Origin of the sequence: Candidatus Sororendozoicomonas aggregata, assembly GCF_031528575.1 — a bacterium.
GTDB classification, from domain to species: domain Bacteria; phylum Pseudomonadota; class Gammaproteobacteria; order Pseudomonadales; family Endozoicomonadaceae; genus Endonucleibacter; species Endonucleibacter aggregata.
Window position 1 is genome coordinate 22,234 of the sequence record NZ_JAVLSP010000026.1, and the last position, 18,175, is coordinate 40,408.

General features: G+C 46.3%; 17 protein-coding genes. 6 read left to right on the top strand and 11 right to left on the bottom strand.

Features of this window, described 5'->3' with window-relative positions; genetic code table 11:
* The first annotated feature begins 27 nt into the window (after window positions 1–27).
* Genes V4C51_RS07115 through V4C51_RS07125 form a run of 3 tightly spaced genes read left to right on the top strand, consistent with a single transcriptional unit; the run spans window position 28 to window position 4,665 of the window.
* Window positions 28–342: a nucleotidyltransferase domain-containing protein gene (locus tag V4C51_RS07115; protein WP_330925452.1), complete on the top strand. Its 315-nt coding sequence runs from the start codon at window positions 28–30 to the stop codon at window positions 340–342.
* Between the two features lie 28 nt (window positions 343–370).
* Window positions 371–817 carry a hypothetical protein gene (locus V4C51_RS07120; protein ID WP_330925453.1) on the top strand — a complete coding sequence of 149 codons (447 nt, stop codon included), beginning with the start codon at window positions 371–373 and terminating at the stop codon, window positions 815–817.
* 8 nt (window positions 818–825) lie between these two features.
* A complete protein-coding gene (locus tag V4C51_RS07125; RefSeq protein ID WP_330925454.1) occupies window positions 826–4,665 on the top strand; it encodes a helicase-related protein in 3,840 nt (1,279 codons plus the stop codon).
* A gap of 458 nt (window positions 4,666–5,123) precedes the next feature.
* On the opposite strand, the gene V4C51_RS07130 is transcribed toward V4C51_RS07125, so the two are convergent.
* From V4C51_RS07130 to gspE, 9 genes are all read right to left on the bottom strand, one after another.
* Window positions 5,124–5,636 carry a type II secretion system protein M gene (locus V4C51_RS07130; RefSeq protein WP_330925455.1) on the bottom strand — a complete coding sequence of 171 codons (513 nt, stop codon included), beginning with the start codon at window positions 5,634–5,636 and terminating at the stop codon, window positions 5,124–5,126.
* A 2-nt stretch (window positions 5,637–5,638) separates the two neighbouring features.
* Window positions 5,639–7,042, bottom strand: a complete 1,404-nt coding sequence (gene gspL, locus V4C51_RS07135) for a type II secretion system protein GspL (protein WP_330925456.1) — start codon at window positions 7,040–7,042, stop codon at window positions 5,639–5,641.
* Window positions 7,043–7,051: 9 nt separating this feature from the next.
* On the bottom strand, window positions 7,052–8,044 hold the full coding sequence (gene gspK / locus V4C51_RS07140; protein WP_330925457.1) for a type II secretion system minor pseudopilin GspK: 993 nt from the start codon (window positions 8,042–8,044) through the stop codon (window positions 7,052–7,054).
* Window positions 8,041–9,000: a type II secretion system minor pseudopilin GspJ gene (gene gspJ / locus V4C51_RS07145; RefSeq protein ID WP_330925458.1), complete on the bottom strand. Its 960-nt coding sequence runs from the start codon at window positions 8,998–9,000 to the stop codon at window positions 8,041–8,043. The genes gspK and gspJ overlap by 4 nt, the downstream gene beginning before the upstream one ends.
* Complete coding sequence (gspI, locus tag V4C51_RS07150; RefSeq protein WP_330925459.1) at window positions 8,987–9,394, bottom strand: type II secretion system minor pseudopilin GspI; 408 nt, start codon at window positions 9,392–9,394, stop codon at window positions 8,987–8,989. Before gspI ends, gspJ begins: the two co-directional genes overlap by 14 nt.
* The gene (gene gspH, locus V4C51_RS07155) at window positions 9,372–9,884 is read right to left on the bottom strand and encodes a type II secretion system minor pseudopilin GspH (protein WP_330925460.1); all 513 of its coding nucleotides are present in this window, start codon (window positions 9,882–9,884) and stop codon (window positions 9,372–9,374) included. The genes gspI and gspH overlap by 23 nt, the downstream gene beginning before the upstream one ends.
* Window positions 9,881–10,315, bottom strand: coding sequence for a type II secretion system major pseudopilin GspG (gspG, locus tag V4C51_RS07160; RefSeq protein ID WP_330925461.1), 435 nt, complete (start codon window positions 10,313–10,315; stop codon window positions 9,881–9,883). The genes gspH and gspG overlap by 4 nt, the downstream gene beginning before the upstream one ends.
* A gap of 409 nt (window positions 10,316–10,724) precedes the next feature.
* Complete coding sequence (gene gspF, locus V4C51_RS07165) at window positions 10,725–11,939, bottom strand: type II secretion system inner membrane protein GspF (RefSeq protein ID WP_330925462.1); 1,215 nt, start codon at window positions 11,937–11,939, stop codon at window positions 10,725–10,727.
* Between the two features lie 17 nt (window positions 11,940–11,956).
* On the bottom strand, window positions 11,957–13,471 hold the full coding sequence (gspE, locus tag V4C51_RS07170) for a type II secretion system ATPase GspE (RefSeq protein WP_330925467.1): 1,515 nt from the start codon (window positions 13,469–13,471) through the stop codon (window positions 11,957–11,959).
* 435 nt (window positions 13,472–13,906) lie between these two features.
* Here gspE and V4C51_RS07175 point away from each other — a divergent pair, with 435 nt between their 5' ends.
* Window positions 13,907–14,545, top strand: a complete 639-nt coding sequence (locus V4C51_RS07175; protein ID WP_330925463.1) for a type II secretion system protein N — start codon at window positions 13,907–13,909, stop codon at window positions 14,543–14,545.
* A gap of 108 nt (window positions 14,546–14,653) precedes the next feature.
* Here the strand turns inward: V4C51_RS07175 and V4C51_RS07180 are convergent, their stop codons facing one another.
* Window positions 14,654–14,926 carry a hypothetical protein gene (locus tag V4C51_RS07180; RefSeq protein WP_330925464.1) on the bottom strand — a complete coding sequence of 91 codons (273 nt, stop codon included), beginning with the start codon at window positions 14,924–14,926 and terminating at the stop codon, window positions 14,654–14,656.
* Between the two features lie 68 nt (window positions 14,927–14,994).
* Between V4C51_RS07180 and gspD the strand changes: the two genes are divergently transcribed.
* A complete protein-coding gene (gspD, locus tag V4C51_RS07185) occupies window positions 14,995–16,887 on the top strand; it encodes a type II secretion system secretin GspD (protein ID WP_330925465.1) in 1,893 nt (630 codons plus the stop codon).
* Between the two features lie 186 nt (window positions 16,888–17,073).
* Here the strand turns inward: gspD and V4C51_RS07190 are convergent, their stop codons facing one another.
* Window positions 17,074–17,499 carry a DNA polymerase III subunit chi gene (locus V4C51_RS07190; RefSeq protein WP_330925466.1) on the bottom strand — a complete coding sequence of 142 codons (426 nt, stop codon included), beginning with the start codon at window positions 17,497–17,499 and terminating at the stop codon, window positions 17,074–17,076.
* A gap of 535 nt (window positions 17,500–18,034) precedes the next feature.
* Here V4C51_RS07190 and V4C51_RS07195 point away from each other — a divergent pair.
* Window positions 18,035–18,175 (top strand): helix-turn-helix domain-containing protein (locus V4C51_RS07195; protein WP_330925468.1); only part of this gene is annotated, 141 nt, incomplete at its 3' end.

The window sequence follows — 18,175 nt, forward strand, 5'->3', positions numbered from 1 at the left end:
TCATTTCGTTTTCATTGGGAAGGCGAAATGCTTTTTCCCATTCATTATCTGGATCATGCTATGCGACTGACTGAGCAGGAACGGCAGACCATCAAACAGGTTATTCAATGCTACGATGAACAGGCACAGATTCTACTGTTTGGCTCCCGCGCCGATGCCGAAAAAAAAGGCGGCGATATTGATCTGCTGGTGATCTCACAAACACTCGGTTTTGCCGATAAACTCAATATTCTGGCTGACCTGCACGGCGAACTGGGCGATCAGAAAATCGATATTGTACTGGACAGGGACGGTTCTGGTGATTTTGCCAGAACCGTTCTTCCTACAGCCATTAAACTGTAAATACACTGGCCTCATCATAGAGACATCCATGACAGAAGAAAAACTCAGGTTGCTGGAAAAACAGTTGCGACAGATGCACAAGGCCGCCGCTGGCTTAAGTTGGTCTCTACAGCGCTGCCAACCTCTCGATAGCCAACAGCTCAGCGCGGAAGATGAGGAAAAGTTTGAAACCCTGACCGCCCGTTTTGCCCGTATGAGCGATATCCTGATCCAAAAAATTTTCCGACGGGTGGATGATCTGGATCTGGAATCCCCCGGCACGGTTCGAGATCGCATCAACAGGGCAGAAAAAAAAGAGCTGATTGATTCAGCCCGGGACTTTGTGGTGATCCGTGAGCTGCGTAATGCTATCGCCCATGAATACGAGGATGAAGCACTGTCTAACATTCACGCTGAAGTGTTACGGCTAACGCCGGTACTGTTAGCGGTGCCTGAAAAGATCAACCAGTATCTGCAAGAAAAACTGAAACGTTGAGCGCGCTTATGCCATTAAAGGATTTTCCTTGGAAATTCAGCTATAAAACCTCCGATGTTCGTTCACCGGGTGTGCCGCCAGTGGATATTCTCAGGGAGTTTTATATCCCTTTTTTACAGCGGGTGGTTCGTTATGATCGGGTAGCGGGTTATTTTCGGTCGTCATCCCTGGCACTGGCCAGCCGCGGGATGACGGCATTTGTTAACCGTAGCGGAAAAATGCGGTTGATTACCGGTGCGGATATGGCACCTAAGGATGTACAGGCCGTTATTGATGGTCAGGTGTCTGTGCTGGAAAGCCATCTGAATCAGGAATTGATGGAATCCGACCAATGGCCTGAAGAAGGAACACGGGGTGTAGAGCTGTTGTCCTGGATGGTGCGTCATGGTTATTTGGAGATCCGGGTGGCACTGCGGAAACACGCTGATACCGGAGAAGCTCTGACGCTGGATTCGGGTAATGATGGCTATGTCCATGAAAAATGGGCGCTGGGTTATGATGAAGATGACGAGGTGTTGTATGCCAGTGGTTCCTGGAATGAGTCAGAAACAGCGCTGCAGCGTAATGCCGAGAACGTGAATGTGGATTGTTCCTGGCAAGGATCAAAAGAGCGAGAAAAAATTGCCGGCGCGCAACTGAGTTTTGAAACGCTCTGGGATAACCAGCACAGTGCTTTTGTGGTGAAGGATTTGCCCTCAGCCGTGCGGGAAAAGCTGCTGACTTTCTCTGAAAGTATTACCGTCCCCGTCGAGATAGACTGTCCACCTGTCGAAGCGGTTGAGCGCGAAGCAGAAGAAACCACTCTATCGGTTTCTCCTGAAGAAGCTTTGCGGTTCTGGGCCATCAGGCAAGCTCCCCTTATGCCCGGTGGCGAGTTTGTTGGCATGTACACGGCACCGGTTGAACCCTGGCCACACCAGGAAATGGTGGCTCGCCGGTTAATTGAAAGCTATCCCGCCACGCATCTGATGTGTGATGAGGTGGGCCTGGGTAAAACCATTGAGGCGGGTCTGGCTTTCCGATCGCTGTTGCTGAGTCAACGAGCCAAACGTATTCTTATTGCGGCACCGGCCAGTTTGACCCGCCAGTGGCAGCGGGAAATGGCCAGTAAGTTTTTTCTTCCTTTTGATCGGGTGGGGGCTTCCCCTTCTGCCTACAAAGAGTCTCTTTTTCCCGTTGAGGCAAAGCAGTCCATTGGCAGCTTGTACGAACCAGACCTGACGATTATCTCTACCGGGTTGATGGCCCGTAGGGAGCGTAGAAAGCTGATTGACCAGGCCGATGATTTTGATATTGCCCTGGTGGATGAGGCTCATTATGCCCGCCGCCAGAATTCTACCCAAGGTACCAGAGGTTTCCCCCGTTATAATCAGCTTTATCAAACCATTAGCGATCATTTAAAAGTCAACTGCCGCTCATTGCTCATGGCAACGGCGACACCGATGCAGCTTGACCCGGTGGAAGTCAGCGACTTGATTCGTCTGAGTAATCGCGTGGGCGCATTTCAATATGACCCTTCGTTAATGCTGATGTACTACCGGCTGGTGAGTGCGGTATCCACTAATGGTGCCATTAGCCCGGAAGAGTGGGATTTCCTCATAAAAATCGTGACCAGTATCGAGCAGCTTGACCCCAAGCTCTGGACGTACCTCAAAGAGGTTGTGATTGATGATATGTCCAGGTTATCCCTTGAGCAATGGCTGAAGAATGGGATCGAACCCCCGCCATATGATAAGCCTGCCCTTGCCAGGCTGTTGTTTGCTGCGGCTCCTCTCTCTCGGGTTATGCAGCGTCATACCAGAGACCTGCTGAAAATTTATCGCAAAGAAAGCAAGCTTAAGGTCAATCTGGCAGACCGGCATGTGCTAACGCCACCGAAAATCATCTTCACTGATCAGGAGGCCAGGGTTGATGGTTTGTTGGGTGAATACTGCTCGGGTTTGAAAGAACAGCTAAACGCTAAGGGTTTGAATGCACCGGGTCAAACGGCACTGGGTTTTTATCTGAGCTTTTTGCGTTTACGTTTTGCCTCCAGCCTCAGTGCCCTGAAACTGACCCTTGAAAGACGTAAAACTAAAGTGGAAGGTACTCTGATCCATCAGCTCCGGTTGGAAAATACACCAGAGAATAATGAAGAGCTTCAGGCGCTTTTGCTCGACGGCGGCGATGACGACCAGGATGCGGTCGAGGTGATGTTGAATAACCGCGCTCCCGATGACCTTAAATGGGAGCGTGGTCAGCTGATGTCGCTTCTGGCAGAGCTGGACACTATCAATGATGATTCCAATAAAATTATCGAATTGATGAAATTCCTGAAAAAGCGTCAGGAAGGAAAAAGAATAAAGCAAACGGTTATTTTCACCCGCTTCCTGGATACGCTTCATGATATTCAGAATCGGTTGAGAGCCAGGTTCCCTGGTTTACTGATCGGTACCTACTCCGGTGCTGGGGGCACTTATTACGACCCCAAAAAGAATGCGATGGTTAGTGTCGAGCGGGATAATATCAAGCACCGCTTTGTTCAGGGGCATATTGATGTTTTATTGTGTACTGATGCGGCAGCGGAAGGTTTGAACCTGCAAACCGCAGATTTGCTGGTTAATTTTGATCTGCCCTGGAACCCTATGAAAGTGGAGCAGCGGATTGGTCGTATTGACCGTATTGGGCAGAAGCACAAGGATATCCATGTGCTTAACCTTTGCTTTGCTGACTCTGCTGAGCAGTTTGTTTACGAGCGGCTATTGAGTCGGTTAGCCAATGCCAACCTGGTTGTGGGGACCCAGCAGTTCTCCATGCTTCCTGTGACCACTGAGGAATTTCAGAAGTTGGCAGAGGGGACAATGAGTCAACAGGACGTTGAAAAGGAAGCCAGAGAACGGGCGACTCGTCAGAAAGAGCATAACAAGCTGATGGAAGTTCCCGTTGAAGAAATGTTCGACGTGTATGTTCGATTGAGTCAAAGCTACAGGCAGCAAAAGCAACCGGTATCTCTTGCTGACATTTGGCAAATACTGACTGCTTCTGAATGTCTGCGGTCGGCTGGGTGCGTAGTCAGTGACTGCAAACGCTATATGAAGGTTAAAGGGGTGGAAGGTATTGCGGGTAAGGTTGCGATGACGACCTGCCGTGATTTGTTTGATCAGGGGCTGGATGATGAAACATCACTGCATTTCGCAACCTATGGCGATAGTGTTTTTGAAAAAGTGATGGATTTTGTCCTTAAGCGTGCGCGACCCGAATCCGGATTTTCTGTCATGGAAGCTGAGCATGAAGGCATCAAGGTTTCTGGTATAGCCTGCTCAGACCCTTCAGGGCATACCCAGCTGATTACTTCAGTAGGGCAAGCGCTTGCACGAAAATCCCTGGGCACGCCTCCCGAAGAAGGCGCTATAAAGCGACTGAAAAAGACCCTGATTAATGACTGTGAAATGCAAAAGAAATCACTTCAGCAGATTGAGCAAGTGGAAAAAAACAACCTGCTTCAGGCAAATGCCCAGGTGATCTTGAATAATCAAATAATCCGCTCTTTGGTTTCGTCAAAACTAAGAACCAGCAGTCTGGATGATCATGCGCCAACCTTGTTGAAAGCACTTGAAGAGCAGTTGCGTGACAGAAATACTGCCATCCGTGTAAGGGATATTCCTCGCGATCTTCAGCAAAAGCTTGCGGTAGCTATTACTCAGCCCTACTTCCCTACTCAGGGCGCAGGTTATGTTGACCCGCCTGTTTTTCTGGAGTTGAACGCAATGGAGTCGATGGCTCGAAGGATTGACGCGAACTCCCAACGACAGAAGACCGCCAGTGGGATTGTCAGTGCTATTGAGAAGTCTTCCGACGGTATTTATTAAGTTCGATTGGGATAAGAAAGTTTGAATGAAGTTATCACAACACAAAATACCCAAACAAAAAGTTGCCGAATAATACAGCTTGTGATTATTCTGAGCATGTTGACACTCAGGCCGCAAAAAATAGTAGCGTTGGGACACAGCGTTTTAGCCTGTGGAGAGGGTTCGGTAGAGTCCTTGAAGAAGCAGGAATTTCGGCAAAATCATGAGAATGTAGCCAATCCTCCGGGACCAGGCGAGGATGTCAACCTATAGTCAGAAGCAGTCTTAAAAGTCATGCTCCCACTGCGGCTACGATAAATGGGTCTAAAAAATCGCTTTTGTTCGTCAAATAGTCCCGCTATTCTCCTCACAAAAGCGACTTTTTATCTTCCATTTCTCGCAGTCCTCGCTACGGGCAGCCTTTTAAGGCTGCTTCTTAGAAAAGATGACTGGTATTACAATACTGAAAGAAAAGTAGCCTAACTTTTAAAGTGAAGATAACCTTTTATCCGGCCTTCTTCCTTCAAACGGTCTATTTTTATCTGCCGCACGATAATGTGGTATTTGTTTTCCAGCGCTAAAATCCATCCCAGTACTTTTTGATAGGCCGCATCATCAAGCCAGACACCCACCCCTTTCCTGTCAGGCTGTATACGATAGACGGTTACACCCATTTGTCGTGCCGTATTGGTTATCAGCGTTGAGATATCCTTGCTACTACTTATGGTTGTTTTTTTTCCCGCTGACTGGATTTTATCACTATTCTTCTGAAGCCATTCCATTGTCTCCACCTGCTTGCGATAATCTGTCATTTGGTGATCAGACCATTGCGTCAGCGGTTCCCAAATCATCAAATAAAAGCCGGTTACCAGTAGAAAAATGCCCAGTACAATCAATAGATTCTGATCTCTGGAAGGCAGGTGATCATAATGAGCTTTGGCTGTTTGAAAAGCTGAGTGTTGTGTAATACGCGTTAGAATTTTCATCATCATGATCACCTGGTAACAGTGACTCGAGCAGTCACACCCACTTTCTCCTGGTTTGCTGTATCAAGCTGCGTCTGTAACCCTTGCTCTTTTAACGCTGCCAGCATTTTGTTTACTACATCCAGATTTGGCGCTTGAAATTCCACCAACAGACGACCTGTATCCGTGGTAAAGTCCATTCTTTTCGGTTCTACCGTCTTTGCGCCTTGGGCTAAAGCCACGCTGGAGAAGGTTTTCAACAAAGGCAAAAAGGCATGATCAGCGCTTGATAGCTGTTTTCCACTATTTTTTAATCTCTGTTCCAGCCACCTTTGAATATCAAAGGAAATTCTATCCCTTGATTTAGCATCTTTCACCTGCTTGTCATTGGGATATAGTTTAAGATAATAGTCAGCATTAGCGTGCCATAAACTACTGGCTTCTCCACTAAAATAAAGACCTTTGCCAACGAATAACCCCAAATTTATGACGACCCCTGCAAAAAAGATGATAATCAATGGTAGCCACTGCTTTATTCGACGACTCGCTCTTCTTGGGCATTGATATTCCCCTTGCCTGAGATTAATCAATGGGGTTGAAGGTGTTTTTTTGACTTTAAAAAAGTGGTCAGCATAAAAATCAAATGCATTCCCGCCATAATGTTCTTCTTTAAACAACCAGCCTTTATCCGTTAACCACTGAACAAGGGTCTCGCGCTGCATTTCTGCCTTTTCAGACAACCCTTCAGGGACAAGCAGCTTGACCGAGGCAATACGCTGATCCTCGTTGTCCTCATCTACCATCAGGGGGGTGTCTTCAGTATTCAATTGCTCTGATCGCTGAGTCAGCACAAAAGGCACCGCATCGTAAGCAAGTGGTATCGGGGCATGACCAGGCATAGCGACTGTTACATCCTGTTCATCCAGCATGATAACAGCCGTTTGTGGCACTGTTTCAATAACCCGGCTCTCAGAATAAAAGTCATCCGGGGAAATATGCTCTTCTTCAAATAATGCAAGTAGCTTTTTAATCTTCTCGTGAGCAATGGCTGTTATTGAAACTTCATTGTCTTTCTGTGGAAGCACGTGACAGATATGCAGTGATTCAATATCACTGGCCACTTCTTCTTCAATAAGAAAAGGCAATGCGGAGCGGATGTGCTTTTTCTGACCACTATTGACCGTTAAATCACGATTGAGTGTCCATCTCGCGGGTAAAAGGAGGACAACGTGATCAGGAAAAGCTGTATCGTCTGCTGATATTACTTTGGAATTATACTGTTCATTCCATAAAGAATACAGTTGATGAACAGGTGAAACATGCATTTCTCCCACGGGTTGTCCGCTATTAATAAAAATGCCCCACTGAAGCAGCGTATCTCTGTTAATCTCGGCAACAGAGAGTGGTATCCGAACCAATAAGCATTTTTTCATTAGAAATCCTCAGGATTCTTTTTTAAAGGCTGCCCAGTAACGATTAGGCCCTATTTCTCGTGCTATTACTTGCACTTTGCCTTCATTGTTTCTGTATAAACGTGTTTTTAAATAAAATACGGTATCACGATAGAGCGCTGTCACATAAACAGTAAAATAATGGCTTGAAAAACTTAGCGGAGCAACTCGCAGTTCATTCATTTTATTTTTCAAGTCAATAATATTGCTTAAGTCTCCAAGTTTTGCAAACCCTTCTTTTCCACGTGCCGCAATAATATTAGCGGCATCACTGGCTGTCAGCTTGTTTGAAATAGACATAATAATCTCCGGTAGTGCCGTATTGATATTAATTCTCGATGGCTGGGGCAAAACAGTTACGCATGGTGCCAGCTTTTCAAAACTCTCCTCATCCATTCCCTGTACTAACCTCAGCTCAGAAATAGAAGCCATATTATTATTTCCCGCGCGGCGGGGGGGATCCAGTACCAGATAGATATTATCAGCAGCAGCGCCTTTTGAAGAGTCAGGCGTAGCCCCCAGCCAAGTTTGAAGATTATTCGCCAGTTTTGTATCAATCGATAAAACGGTTAACAGATTTTTAAACATATTCAGGTTTATTAGACCATTATCACCGTCTGCCCTGAGTCCGTTAAGGTTAAACCGGCCTTGTTCATCAATGACAGTAATATCAATTTTACCCTGGTCCACTGCGTAAGGAACGGTCTTGACATTCCACGCCTCTTTTTCATGGTCTACCTGTCTTTTTTTCTTTTTATCACTTTGGAAGTCAGCTTCCAGCAATAAAGCCACGTATTGCTCAGCCCCTAATGCATAATGTTTTGCTTGGGTTCTTTCTAGCAGCCGGGCATTTTTTTCCGTATGCAGCATTAAGTTAGTGACAATTTGACTGGCCATGACGGCAATAATTGAAAAAATAATGAGAACGTATAGTAGCGCAATCCCCTTCTGCTGAGGATATCGCGAACAAGCCTTCTTGTTCACCACTGTTCGTCCTCCCACTCTTCGTCTTCCCAATCATCCGGGTTTTGCTGATCATCCTCCTCTTTGCTCATGTCAGGATTCTCCTCAGCTTTATAGGTTGCCAATGGTAACGTCGTTGTTATCTGACCATAAATGGCATGTTGAAATGTCAACTCGATGGCTGTGGGCAAACTGTTATCACGCTTTTCATCGTCGGCACTTTGGTCCGCTTTCTCACTATCTCTGTCTCCATATTTATCTCTGTCTCTGTCTCTGTCTCTATCTCTATCTCTATACCTGTCTTTGTCTCTATCTCTATACCTGCCTCCGTCTCTATCTCTATCTCTATCTCTATCTCTGTTTCTATCTCTGTCTCTGTCGTCTCTATATTTATTTCTATCTATGTCCCCATATCTATCTCTATCTCTATCTCTATCTCTATCTCTACCTTTGGCTTTCGTGCCCGCTTTGTCCTCTTTGTGAGGGGGCCATGAAGTTAACCAGCGTTGCTTGTCATCCATGAACCGTATCCGCACACCCGACACGTTAGTCAATACCACTTGCCTAACCAAAAGTGGGTCAGGCGCCCGGTCTAACACAGGCCAGTAATAACGAATCAGCTCATTATCTTCAAAGGCATAAGCAACACGCTGTAAATTACTGCGGGTAGAAAGCAGTGGGTTTTTCCAGCCGGATCGGGTAAATTCCAGCATAAATCCATTCTTTGATGGCCCAAACAATGCGGGTTCTTTATCACCAAACTCATTTCTGATAGGACGGCTGGTCACTTGAAAAAGGTCTTTTTCAATAGTCAGTTTAGCACGTTGCATATCATCAAGATTGTCGAGCAAACCATCCGTGACCTGCTTTCCTCGTGTCACTGTATCCATCAATTTGTATGCGGCAGCGCTGATCAATCCAAAAATCACTATTGCAACCATCAGCTCAATCAGGGTGAATCCTTTAGTGCGCTTCATTTTTTTTTACCCTGCGCAGGTAGCCAATCAAACTGTAGAGAGGCGCATCATTATTGCCCGGGCGGACATTGCCCGGGTAGACATCAACCGTTATTACCCGAAGCCCGTCTATTTTCCCATTCCGAACCGTTTCTTTGACAAACCAGTCATATCCCGCGTAACCCCTGATATCGCTTCGGGTCCCAGTATCTGGATACAGTTGAAGCGCATAAAGTGCATTGAGTTCCTGATCAGCTATCTGGGAGGCAAATACCTTTTCCTGCATATAACGGGTATGCTTTATGTTATTACCGTCTGATAGCATCAGCATTGATGCTGCCGCTGCAAAAATGGCAAGGGCAACCATCACCTCAATGAGTGTAAACCCCTCCTCATTCGTGAAAGATTTCAACATTGGCTAACCCGTCTGTTTTTAGGCGCAGGGTTTCTTTGGCATCCTTTTCCGGTACCAGCGCAAGGCTAAAAGGCGTGGTTTCCCGATCAGAGAAGATGACAACGGAGGGATGATCCGCGGGTTGCCCGGTATTAGTGGACTGTTCTTCTTCATCGGTTGTGAGATCCAGAGAGTAACCATGGGGCAGCTGATAGGGCTGGTAGGGTTTTTCTTCCAGCAGTTTCCAGTGCCTGGGCCCAAGGCCCACCGGAAGCACCCACCACTCATATTGCCCCGTATCACTGATGGAAAAACCAAATTCGGTATTTTCCAGCAGTGCTTGATCTCGAATTTGAGAAAACAGTACTTGCAACCTTACCGCCTCTTTTTTGGTCGTTTTATGCACACTGTTCGTTATGGGCGATAAGAAGGCAATGCCCAGCAGAACGCCAATAATCAGCAGGACGACAAGTAGCTCAACCAGAGTAAAGCCCTGCTCTTTTGATTTCATTTAGGCTCCCAGTTACCAATAGTGTCCTTCGAGTCTTTCTCACCTTGATGCCCTTGTGGACCAAGGGAATAAACATCATATTTCCCGTGACTACCTGGCTGGACATACAGGTAGGGATTTCCCCAAGGATCAACAGGTGTCTTTTTCAAGTAGCCATCGGGATTCCAGTTCCTTGGCTCCGGGCTCATACTCGGTTTTTTTGCCAATGCTTCCAACCCCTGGTCGGTAGAGGGATAAAATCCATTATCCAGCCGATACAGTTCCAGAGCTTGAGAAATAGTCTCTATATCTGATCGTGCTACTGTAATCTTGGCCTGGTCAGGACGGCTCAAAATTTTGGGGAGAACCATTGCCGCCAGTATCCCCAGGATTACAACGACCACCATGATTTCAATCAAGGTAAAGCCTTTCTGTTTATGCAATCTCATCATATTTTTTCTCCATGACCCCTTTTTATTAAAAAACGGCTGTCAGTAAATGTATCGTATATACCATCAATACCTAAAAGCAGTTTCAGGCTCAGAAGCCATCTTAAAAGTCGTGTAGCTAAAGCAGTCTGCGATAAACGGGCCTGTATAGCCGATGTTGTTGTTAAATAAGGTGATTGCCTGCAACATCAACTTTTGCCTTACGTTTCCCTAGGAGCCTGTCCGAGAATAGACTACCCTACTGCGGTTGCGATAAATTGGTCTAAAAATTCCTGCTTCTTCGTCAAATAGACCCACTATTATCCTCAGAAGCAGAAATTTTTATCCTCAATTTCTCGTAATCCTCGCTACGGGCGCTATTCTCGGTCAGGCTCCTAGATCCTTGCTACACGTAGACTGTTAAGACAGCTTCTTAGTTCAATAACTGATTCATGTTCAAAATAGGTAACAGTATAGCCAGCACAATGACCATCACAACGCCCCCCATAACAACCAGCATCAATGGCTCAAAAAGCCCTAATGTTATAGCGATCCGTCCATCAAGCTCTTGCTGCTGGTTTTGTGCTGTTTTTTCCAACATCTGATCCAACTCACCCGTCGCCTCACCACTGGCAATCATGTGCAACATCAAGGGAGGAAAATAACCGGTTTCTGTCAACGAGCGGTTTAGACTGGCACCCTCACTGACCCGTTTGGCTACTTTGACCACGGCCGCCCTTATTGCCTCATTACTGAGTACCTGGCCTGCAATCATTAACGCCTCAACCAGAGAAACACCACTGCGTGTTAAAATACTCAGGGTACTGGCAAAGCGTGCTGTATTCAGTGTGCGGCTGAAGCGTCCTAACACTGGAAGTTTAAATATATATTCGTGCCAGAGCAGGCGAAAAGCCGGGCGGCGTAATGCGTACTTAACCCCCGCTACCCCCATAAGAACAAGACTGAAAATTACTGGCCACCAGTGTTGAAAACCTTCACTGGTTTTTATAAGGAGGATAGTAATAAGTGGTAATTCCTGCCCTGTATCGGCAAACACTTTTACAACATCTGGCACAACAAAACCCAGTAAAAAGCAAACTATACCCAGCGCCGCTACCATTAAAATTATTGGGTACAGTAGTGCCTGTTTTACTTTTTGGGCGGACTGCATTCGGGACTCGGTGTAATCAGCTAAACGATTCAGTACGTTATCAAGGTATCCGGCATGCTCTCCCGCAGCCACCGTGGCCCGGAACATTGAAGGAAATGCCTGAGGAAAAGCCTCCAGGCTCTGGGCTAATGTATAACCTTCCATAACCCTTGACCGGATGGCGATTAACATATTTTTGATTCGTCGCTTTTCCTGCTGCGCGGCAACCCCCTGCAAGGCCTCTTCAACAGGCATTGCCGCCTGAATTAATGTCGCCAGCTGGCGGGTAATGGTTGCCAGTTCAACCGCTGAAATACCTCGCTTGAACAGCGAGCTGCTAACAGATGCCGCCTTTTGTTCTTTGACCGGCGATACGGATAGCGGGGTCCACAACTTATCACGCAATTGCTGCCTGATCAGGCGACTGCTATCTGCTTCGAGCGTACCTTTATGTTGTTTGCCCTGAGGATCCAGGGCAACATATTCAAATGCCGCCATGACTTACCTCGCTGTCATTAGTCATTTTGTGTCACACGCAGCACTTCTTCCAGCGTTGTCAAACCTGAAAGGACTTTTTCCATACCATCATCACGAATACCCCGTGAATACTCCCTTACATAATGAGTAATCGCCTGCTCTCCCTCACCGGAGTGAATCATTCGCCGGATTTTCTCGTCCACATGCACCACTTCATAAATTCCCAGACGCCCACGGTATCCGCTGAAGTTACAGAGCTTACAGCCTTTCGCATGGTAAATTGCCGGTGATTGTGAGTAGCTTACACCAAGCTGCAGGCACTCCGCTTCGTCGGGCGTGTAGGTTTCTTTGCAATGCTCACAAAGCAAACGCACCAAACGCTGAGCAACAACCCCCAGCAAACTGGAGGCCAGCAGAAAAGGCTCGACCCCCATATCCTCCAACCGCACTAATGCTCCCACGGCAGTATTTGTGTGCAAGGTAGAAAGCACCAAATGCCCTGTTAAACTGGCCTGAACCGCAATTTCAGCCGTTTCCCTGTCCCTTATTTCGCCCACCATGACTACATCCGGGTCTTGCCGAAGAATAGCCCTCAGCCCCCTGGCAAAGGTCATATCAACCTTGGTATTAACCTGTGTCTGACCAATTCCCTCAAGGTTGTACTCAATAGGGTCTTCTACGGTTAAAATATTCCGGCATTTGTCATTCAGCGCGCTAAGGCAGGCATAAAGCGATGTTGTTTTACCTGAGCCCGTGGGGCCTGTGACCAGAATAATGCCATAGGGTTTACGCAGTAATTGCTCAATTTCGGTTTTATCGGCTGGCGTCATCCCAAGGTGTTGTAACTCCAGCCGACCAGACGCTTTATCCAACAGACGCAACACCACTCGCTCACCATTACTGGAGGGGAGGGTTGATACCCGGACATCCACCTCTTTGCCCGCGACTTTAAGGGATATTCTTCCGTCTTGCGGAATGCGCTTTTCAGCAATATCGAGTCTTGCCATGACTTTTATTCGCGAAACCAGCAAAGTAGCCAACATACGTTGTAACTTGAGAACCTCCCTGAGAATGCCATCAACGCGAATACGAACGACCAGATGGTTCTCAAAGGTTTCAATATGAATATCTGACGCGCCTTCTTTTACACCCTCCGTCAGCAGCGCATTAATCAACCGGATAACGGGCGCGTCATCACTTTGTTCCAGCAGGTCTTCCGTGACCGGCACGGCATCGGCGATACTATCAAGATCAAGACCATCACTGAGGCCAACAGCATCTTGCAGTACATCTGAATTGTCTCCGTGATAACACTGGGAAACCAGATCATTGAATGACTCACCACTGACTTGCTGGTACGTTAAAGGCCCGCCGACAAATCGTTCTATTTCAGCCAGTATTTCTGCTGAGGGCAAGTGATGGAATGATACCTCCAGCCCTGATGTTCCCGGGCTGACAATGACACCGTGACGCTTGGCAAAAGAGAAAGGCAGCTTTTGAGCTAAACCTTCCTCACCTGCTTCAGCCAAAGTAGTTGTTTCAGTTTCTTGCATTTGACTACTGGCGAGACCGGTCAAGGTAATCTCCTGTTTATACGATAAAAATTATGTCTCATAACTTTATTATTGATTTAAGTTATAAAAAGTTATCTTCATTACTACTTTGCAGGGTTTTAAACAGCCCTTCTATTGCTCCTGATGGTTTTTACTTTCTGGTAACTTATACTTAGCCATGAGTTGCCAGAGAGTAAAGACAGGGTTATCCCTATTGCCAGCTGGGCTTTCCCGCAATAAAGACGGTTCACAGTATTGTCTATAGCTTAAAGAAATAATCCATAATTATCAGACTATAAAATATATTATACAAACCGTAGATTTTTTTCTGTGAAAATCAACCAATCGTCTTTAAAAAATAAACTTCTTATGCTTTATTTGTAATAAATAATAAGCCCTCGACAACCCACAGAACCCGAAGACCAAGAGTCGTATATGAACCTTGCAGTAGCTAATGCCTTTATCCAATGGGGCTTAAGACATTACCGACAAATAATCACCGTTATTTTTCTCGTGGTTTTTACTGCCCTTATCTTCCAGCAATCCTATGGCATATATGCCGAATCGGTTTATAAAAATAAATTAATTAAACAAAAAGAAATATACAATGCAGGCGCTTCCAATAGTAATAAGTCATTGGTAAAGTTAAGCGACTTTGATTTATTATTTGGTAGCAGTCAGAGAAAGGATACACAAAAATCACCCTCAGATATTCCTAAAACGCAGTTGAATTTAGCGTTGCTTGGTGCCCTAGGGAGCGTTAAAGGAGGTGCTTCTGGCAAAGGCAGCGCGATCATTCAAAGCAATAACATGGAAAAAGTATACCAGGTGGGTGACAAGTTGCCTGGTGGTGCTACCTTATCAGAAGTTCACTCTACTCATGTGGTCATCAATAGAGACGGGCATCTTGAAAAACTGGCTTTTCCTAAGCCTGGTCCTGCCGCTTCGGGCCTTAAGCCTGTAACGCCTTCTCACGCTTCGGTTAATGATGACTATACTATGCCCTCAAACAGCGAGTCTTTGGAGTGGCGCATGCTAAGACTGAGAGAGCAACTACAGAAAGCCGAACAGTGATGCTTCCGAAACAATTACAATTTTCAACTTACAATGGTTTGCTAATGATAATCAAAGCTTATAAATGTCAATTTTTTAAAGGTTTATTGGCATATTTCCTTGTTTTATTCATTTGTTCGAACCTTCAGGCCAGAGAAGCCGCTGTTCATGAGAAACCACCCTCACCAGGCGCACATGACGCACATGACGCACATGGCGCACATGACGCACATGACGCACATGGCGCACATGGCAAACATGACGCACATAGCGCACATGACGCACGTGGCGCACATGGCGCACATAGCGCACATGACGCACATGACGCACATAGCGCACATGGCGCACATGGCGCACATGGCGCACATAGCGCACATGACGCACATGGCAAACATGACGCACATGGCACACATGGCAAACATGTAGCAGACACTCAAAAGTCTACAAAAAAAACGGAGCAACGCTGGACATTGAATCAGCAAAATTCAGATATCCGTGAATTTATTGCTCAAATAGCCAAAATAACCCAGGAAACCTTCGTTATTGATCCAAGAATAAAAGGGGGTAACTCAGTTACTGTCATTTCTACTCACCCATTGACCCGTGACCAGGTGTATGATGTTTTTCTGGAGGTGCTGACAGCGAATGGCTACACCGTTATTCCAAAAGGCGACATTATGAATGTTGTGCCAAGCACGACAGCGAAAACAGCGGGTCAGGAAGTTGAAAAACCCAACAATGCCATTATGACCACACGGGTGATTCAACTTCATAGTGTCTCGGCCATTGAGGTCATTCCCATTATCAGGCCATTAATTGCCCAGTACGGGCATGCCGCGGCTTCTGCTTCCAGCAACTGTGTGATTGTGAGCGACTTGGCGGACAATGTTGACCGTATTACCAAACTGCTGAAAGAGCTTGATGATGCCAGTAATAATGATTACGAAGTTATACAGCTTAATCATGCCTGGGTGGGCGATGTCGCAAAAATCATTCAGGATACATTGATTGTCGGAAAAGGTCAGCTACCGAGTACTGGTCTGCAGGCCATAGCCGATGAGCGCAGCAACCGCCTGATTGTAAAAGGCACTGCCAGCAAGCGTTTGCGCGTAAGAAACCTGGTCACTACCCTGGATAAAGAAGGCTTACGTAAATCAACCACAAAAGTGATGTTTTTAAGCTACGGTGATTCCAAGAATATAGCTGATATTCTGATGGAAGCGTCGAGCACCATTCAAGATACTCAGGCAAAAAGAGGGAGTGTTTCTTCCTCCCCACAAATGCCGTACCCTTCCAGAGGCATGTCAAGAAATATGGCACCTATTGCCAGTGAAAACAAAAACAAGTTGGCACAAAATGTGTTCGTGAAAGCTGATGAAACACAAAATGCGTTGGTTATGATTGCTGACCCGGATACATTACAGGCCATGGAGCACATTGTTCGACAACTCGACAGGCCAAGGTCCCAGGTGTTGCTCGAAGCCGCGATCGTGGAAGTGGGAGGGAATATTAATGATGCCCTTGGGGTGCAGTGGGGCATTGATGGCACCGATACTATCCCTAAACGAGCAGAGACCGGTGCTGGCAAACTCAGCAAGTTGACAGGTAGCCTTTATGACAATGGCTCTATAACGCTGGGAACTATTGCCTTGCGGGCGCCTAATTTTGGCGTATTAGTTCATGCGCTGAGCGCGAAGTCCAACAATAATATTCTGTCAACACCCAGTCTGCTAACACTGGATAATCAGGAAGCTGAATTTCTGGTGGGTAAAAACGTGCCCATAAAGACAGGTTCCTATCAAACATCCAGTCAAAGTGACCCCAAAAACCCTTTTACCACCACGGAGCGAAAGGACGTCGGTATTAAATTAAAAATCACCCCCCATTTAAGCGAAGGTGACAGCCTCCGTCTGGAACTTGAACAGGAAGTGTCTTCAGTTGATAGCAGTTCTACAAAATTGAAAGATGACCTGATCCTGAATACACGGACGTTAAAAACAGCTGTCATTGTTAATAACGGTCAAACCGTCGTCATTGGTGGGCTTATCGAGGATACCCGGACAGTTACGAGGAACAAGGTACCTTTGCTGGGTGATATTCCGTTGCTGGGCAACTTGTTTAAGTATGACTCTTATGGTTCAGATAAACGTAACCTTATGTTATTTATTCGCCCAACGATCATGAGAAATTCCGAAACGCTGGTAAAAGCCTCGGAAGATCGTTTCACGAAACTGAAGCTTATACAAAAAAGTGATAAAGAGGCGCCTGCCAGTGATTTTCCTGATAAAGCGGAGGGGCTATTTGATGCTCACTTCATCGATATGCGAAAAAGCAATAATAAAGCTCCCTGGTCTTTTGATTAATTATCTTACCGTACCGGGGCCACGTATTTTGAAGTGGTCTAACTAACGGGGCTTTACGGGGAGAATATGAACGCCAGGGCTGTATTAAAACGACTCGCACTGGCTGACGTTGCCGGTCGTTTCTACTGTTCTGACGTCCAGTTTGCCGTAACCATTGGGGTAGCTGGAAAAGAAAAGCTATCGGTATCAGGTGAGCTTGTGAACAGTCGGCTCTATTCCTGATTGCCGATAGCGTTTGAATTTCTCTCGTGAGATAGCAATGTCTTCCGGGGTTTGGCTGACAATTTCACAGATTCTGGAAAACCCCTGGAAGTAGTCTGGCGTATCATCAGTGAGATTAATCACCAGTTGCGCATGGTTGAGCTGTGGGGGGCGGCAGCCAAGTGTGACGGATGTACAGGGTTCGCTGCTTATATCAATAGTTTCGTGGGGGATAAAACTGTCTTCACGCCACTGCCAGAGGAGTTGATCCACTGTTCGGCAGTGATGCTCATCACGTAAATGAAGGTGAACAGCAAGTCCTTGTTGCCAGGTTTTGTCAACAAGACGACAAGCAAACTGTTCGCTATTGTGCCTCTGGGCAATGAGTAGATAAAAAGTCACATTCGGCATCGGTAAATACTACCATAAGTGAGTCAGCAAAGTGTACGCGTAGCCTGTTCACAATGTTTCGCAATAGTAGGGTCTTGCTGATCATCTCTACCGCTCTGAGGTTCAGCTTGGTATGCGCATTACGGCAGTAAAGTGGGCCATTTGGTGTTATCGAAAGCGCGTAAAGCCCCGTGCTGTTAAGGGTGTCGCAAAAGTGGTATAGGAGCCTGTCCGAGAATAGACCGCGCTGCTGCGGTTGCGATAAATGGGTCTAAAAATTCCTGCTTCTTCATCAAATAGCTCCGCTATTCTCCTCAGGAGCAGAAATTTTTAGACCCATTTATCACAATCCTCCTACGGGCGCTATTCTCGGTCAGGCTCCTAGCAAGTTGATTTTGTTCGTTTAATCGTCCGCTATTGTTTTTACAAAAGCGGATTTTCATCTTTTCCTCGCGGGATACCCCGTACTTTTAGTGCGGGGAGTGGTAGCGACCAATCCGAAGGATTGGCAATAAATTATTAATTTCACACAGCAACAATATGGTATTGCGTGAAAATGATTAAGCGAGCGTACAAATTCAGGTTTTACCCCACACCGGAGCAAGAGCAGCAACTGGCTCAGACTTTCGGTTGTGTACGCTTTGTCTATAATTGGGCTTTGCGACTCAGGTCTGATGCCTGGTACAACGATAAAAAA

What these genes read in the sequence shown, in the direction of transcription:
- gspL (WP_330925456.1), bottom strand. Translation starts at nt 7,042, where the DNA reads ATGAAAAAATGCTTATTGGTTCGGATACCACTCTCTGTTGCCGAGATT.
- gspI (WP_330925459.1), bottom strand. Translation starts at nt 9,394, where the DNA reads ATGTTGAAATCTTTCACGAATGAGGAGGGGTTTACACTCATTGAGGTG.
- gspH (WP_330925460.1), bottom strand. Translation starts at nt 9,884, where the DNA reads ATGAAATCAAAAGAGCAGGGCTTTACTCTGGTTGAGCTACTTGTCGTC.
- V4C51_RS07115 (WP_330925452.1), top strand. Translation starts at nt 28, where the DNA reads ATGCTTTTTCCCATTCATTATCTGGATCATGCTATGCGACTGACTGAG.
- V4C51_RS07190 (WP_330925466.1), bottom strand. Translation starts at nt 17,499, where the DNA reads ATGCCGAATGTGACTTTTTATCTACTCATTGCCCAGAGGCACAATAGC.
- V4C51_RS07175 (WP_330925463.1), top strand. Translation starts at nt 13,907, where the DNA reads ATGAACCTTGCAGTAGCTAATGCCTTTATCCAATGGGGCTTAAGACAT.
- gspE (WP_330925467.1), bottom strand. Translation starts at nt 13,471, where the DNA reads ATGCAAGAAACTGAAACAACTACTTTGGCTGAAGCAGGTGAGGAAGGT.
- V4C51_RS07120 (WP_330925453.1), top strand. Translation starts at nt 371, where the DNA reads ATGACAGAAGAAAAACTCAGGTTGCTGGAAAAACAGTTGCGACAGATG.
- gspF (WP_330925462.1), bottom strand. Translation starts at nt 11,939, where the DNA reads ATGGCGGCATTTGAATATGTTGCCCTGGATCCTCAGGGCAAACAACAT.
- gspG (WP_330925461.1), bottom strand. Translation starts at nt 10,315, where the DNA reads ATGATGAGATTGCATAAACAGAAAGGCTTTACCTTGATTGAAATCATG.
- V4C51_RS07125 (WP_330925454.1), top strand. Translation starts at nt 826, where the DNA reads ATGCCATTAAAGGATTTTCCTTGGAAATTCAGCTATAAAACCTCCGAT.
- gspJ (WP_330925458.1), bottom strand. Translation starts at nt 9,000, where the DNA reads ATGAAGCGCACTAAAGGATTCACCCTGATTGAGCTGATGGTTGCAATA.
- V4C51_RS07130 (WP_330925455.1), bottom strand. Translation starts at nt 5,636, where the DNA reads ATGATGATGAAAATTCTAACGCGTATTACACAACACTCAGCTTTTCAA.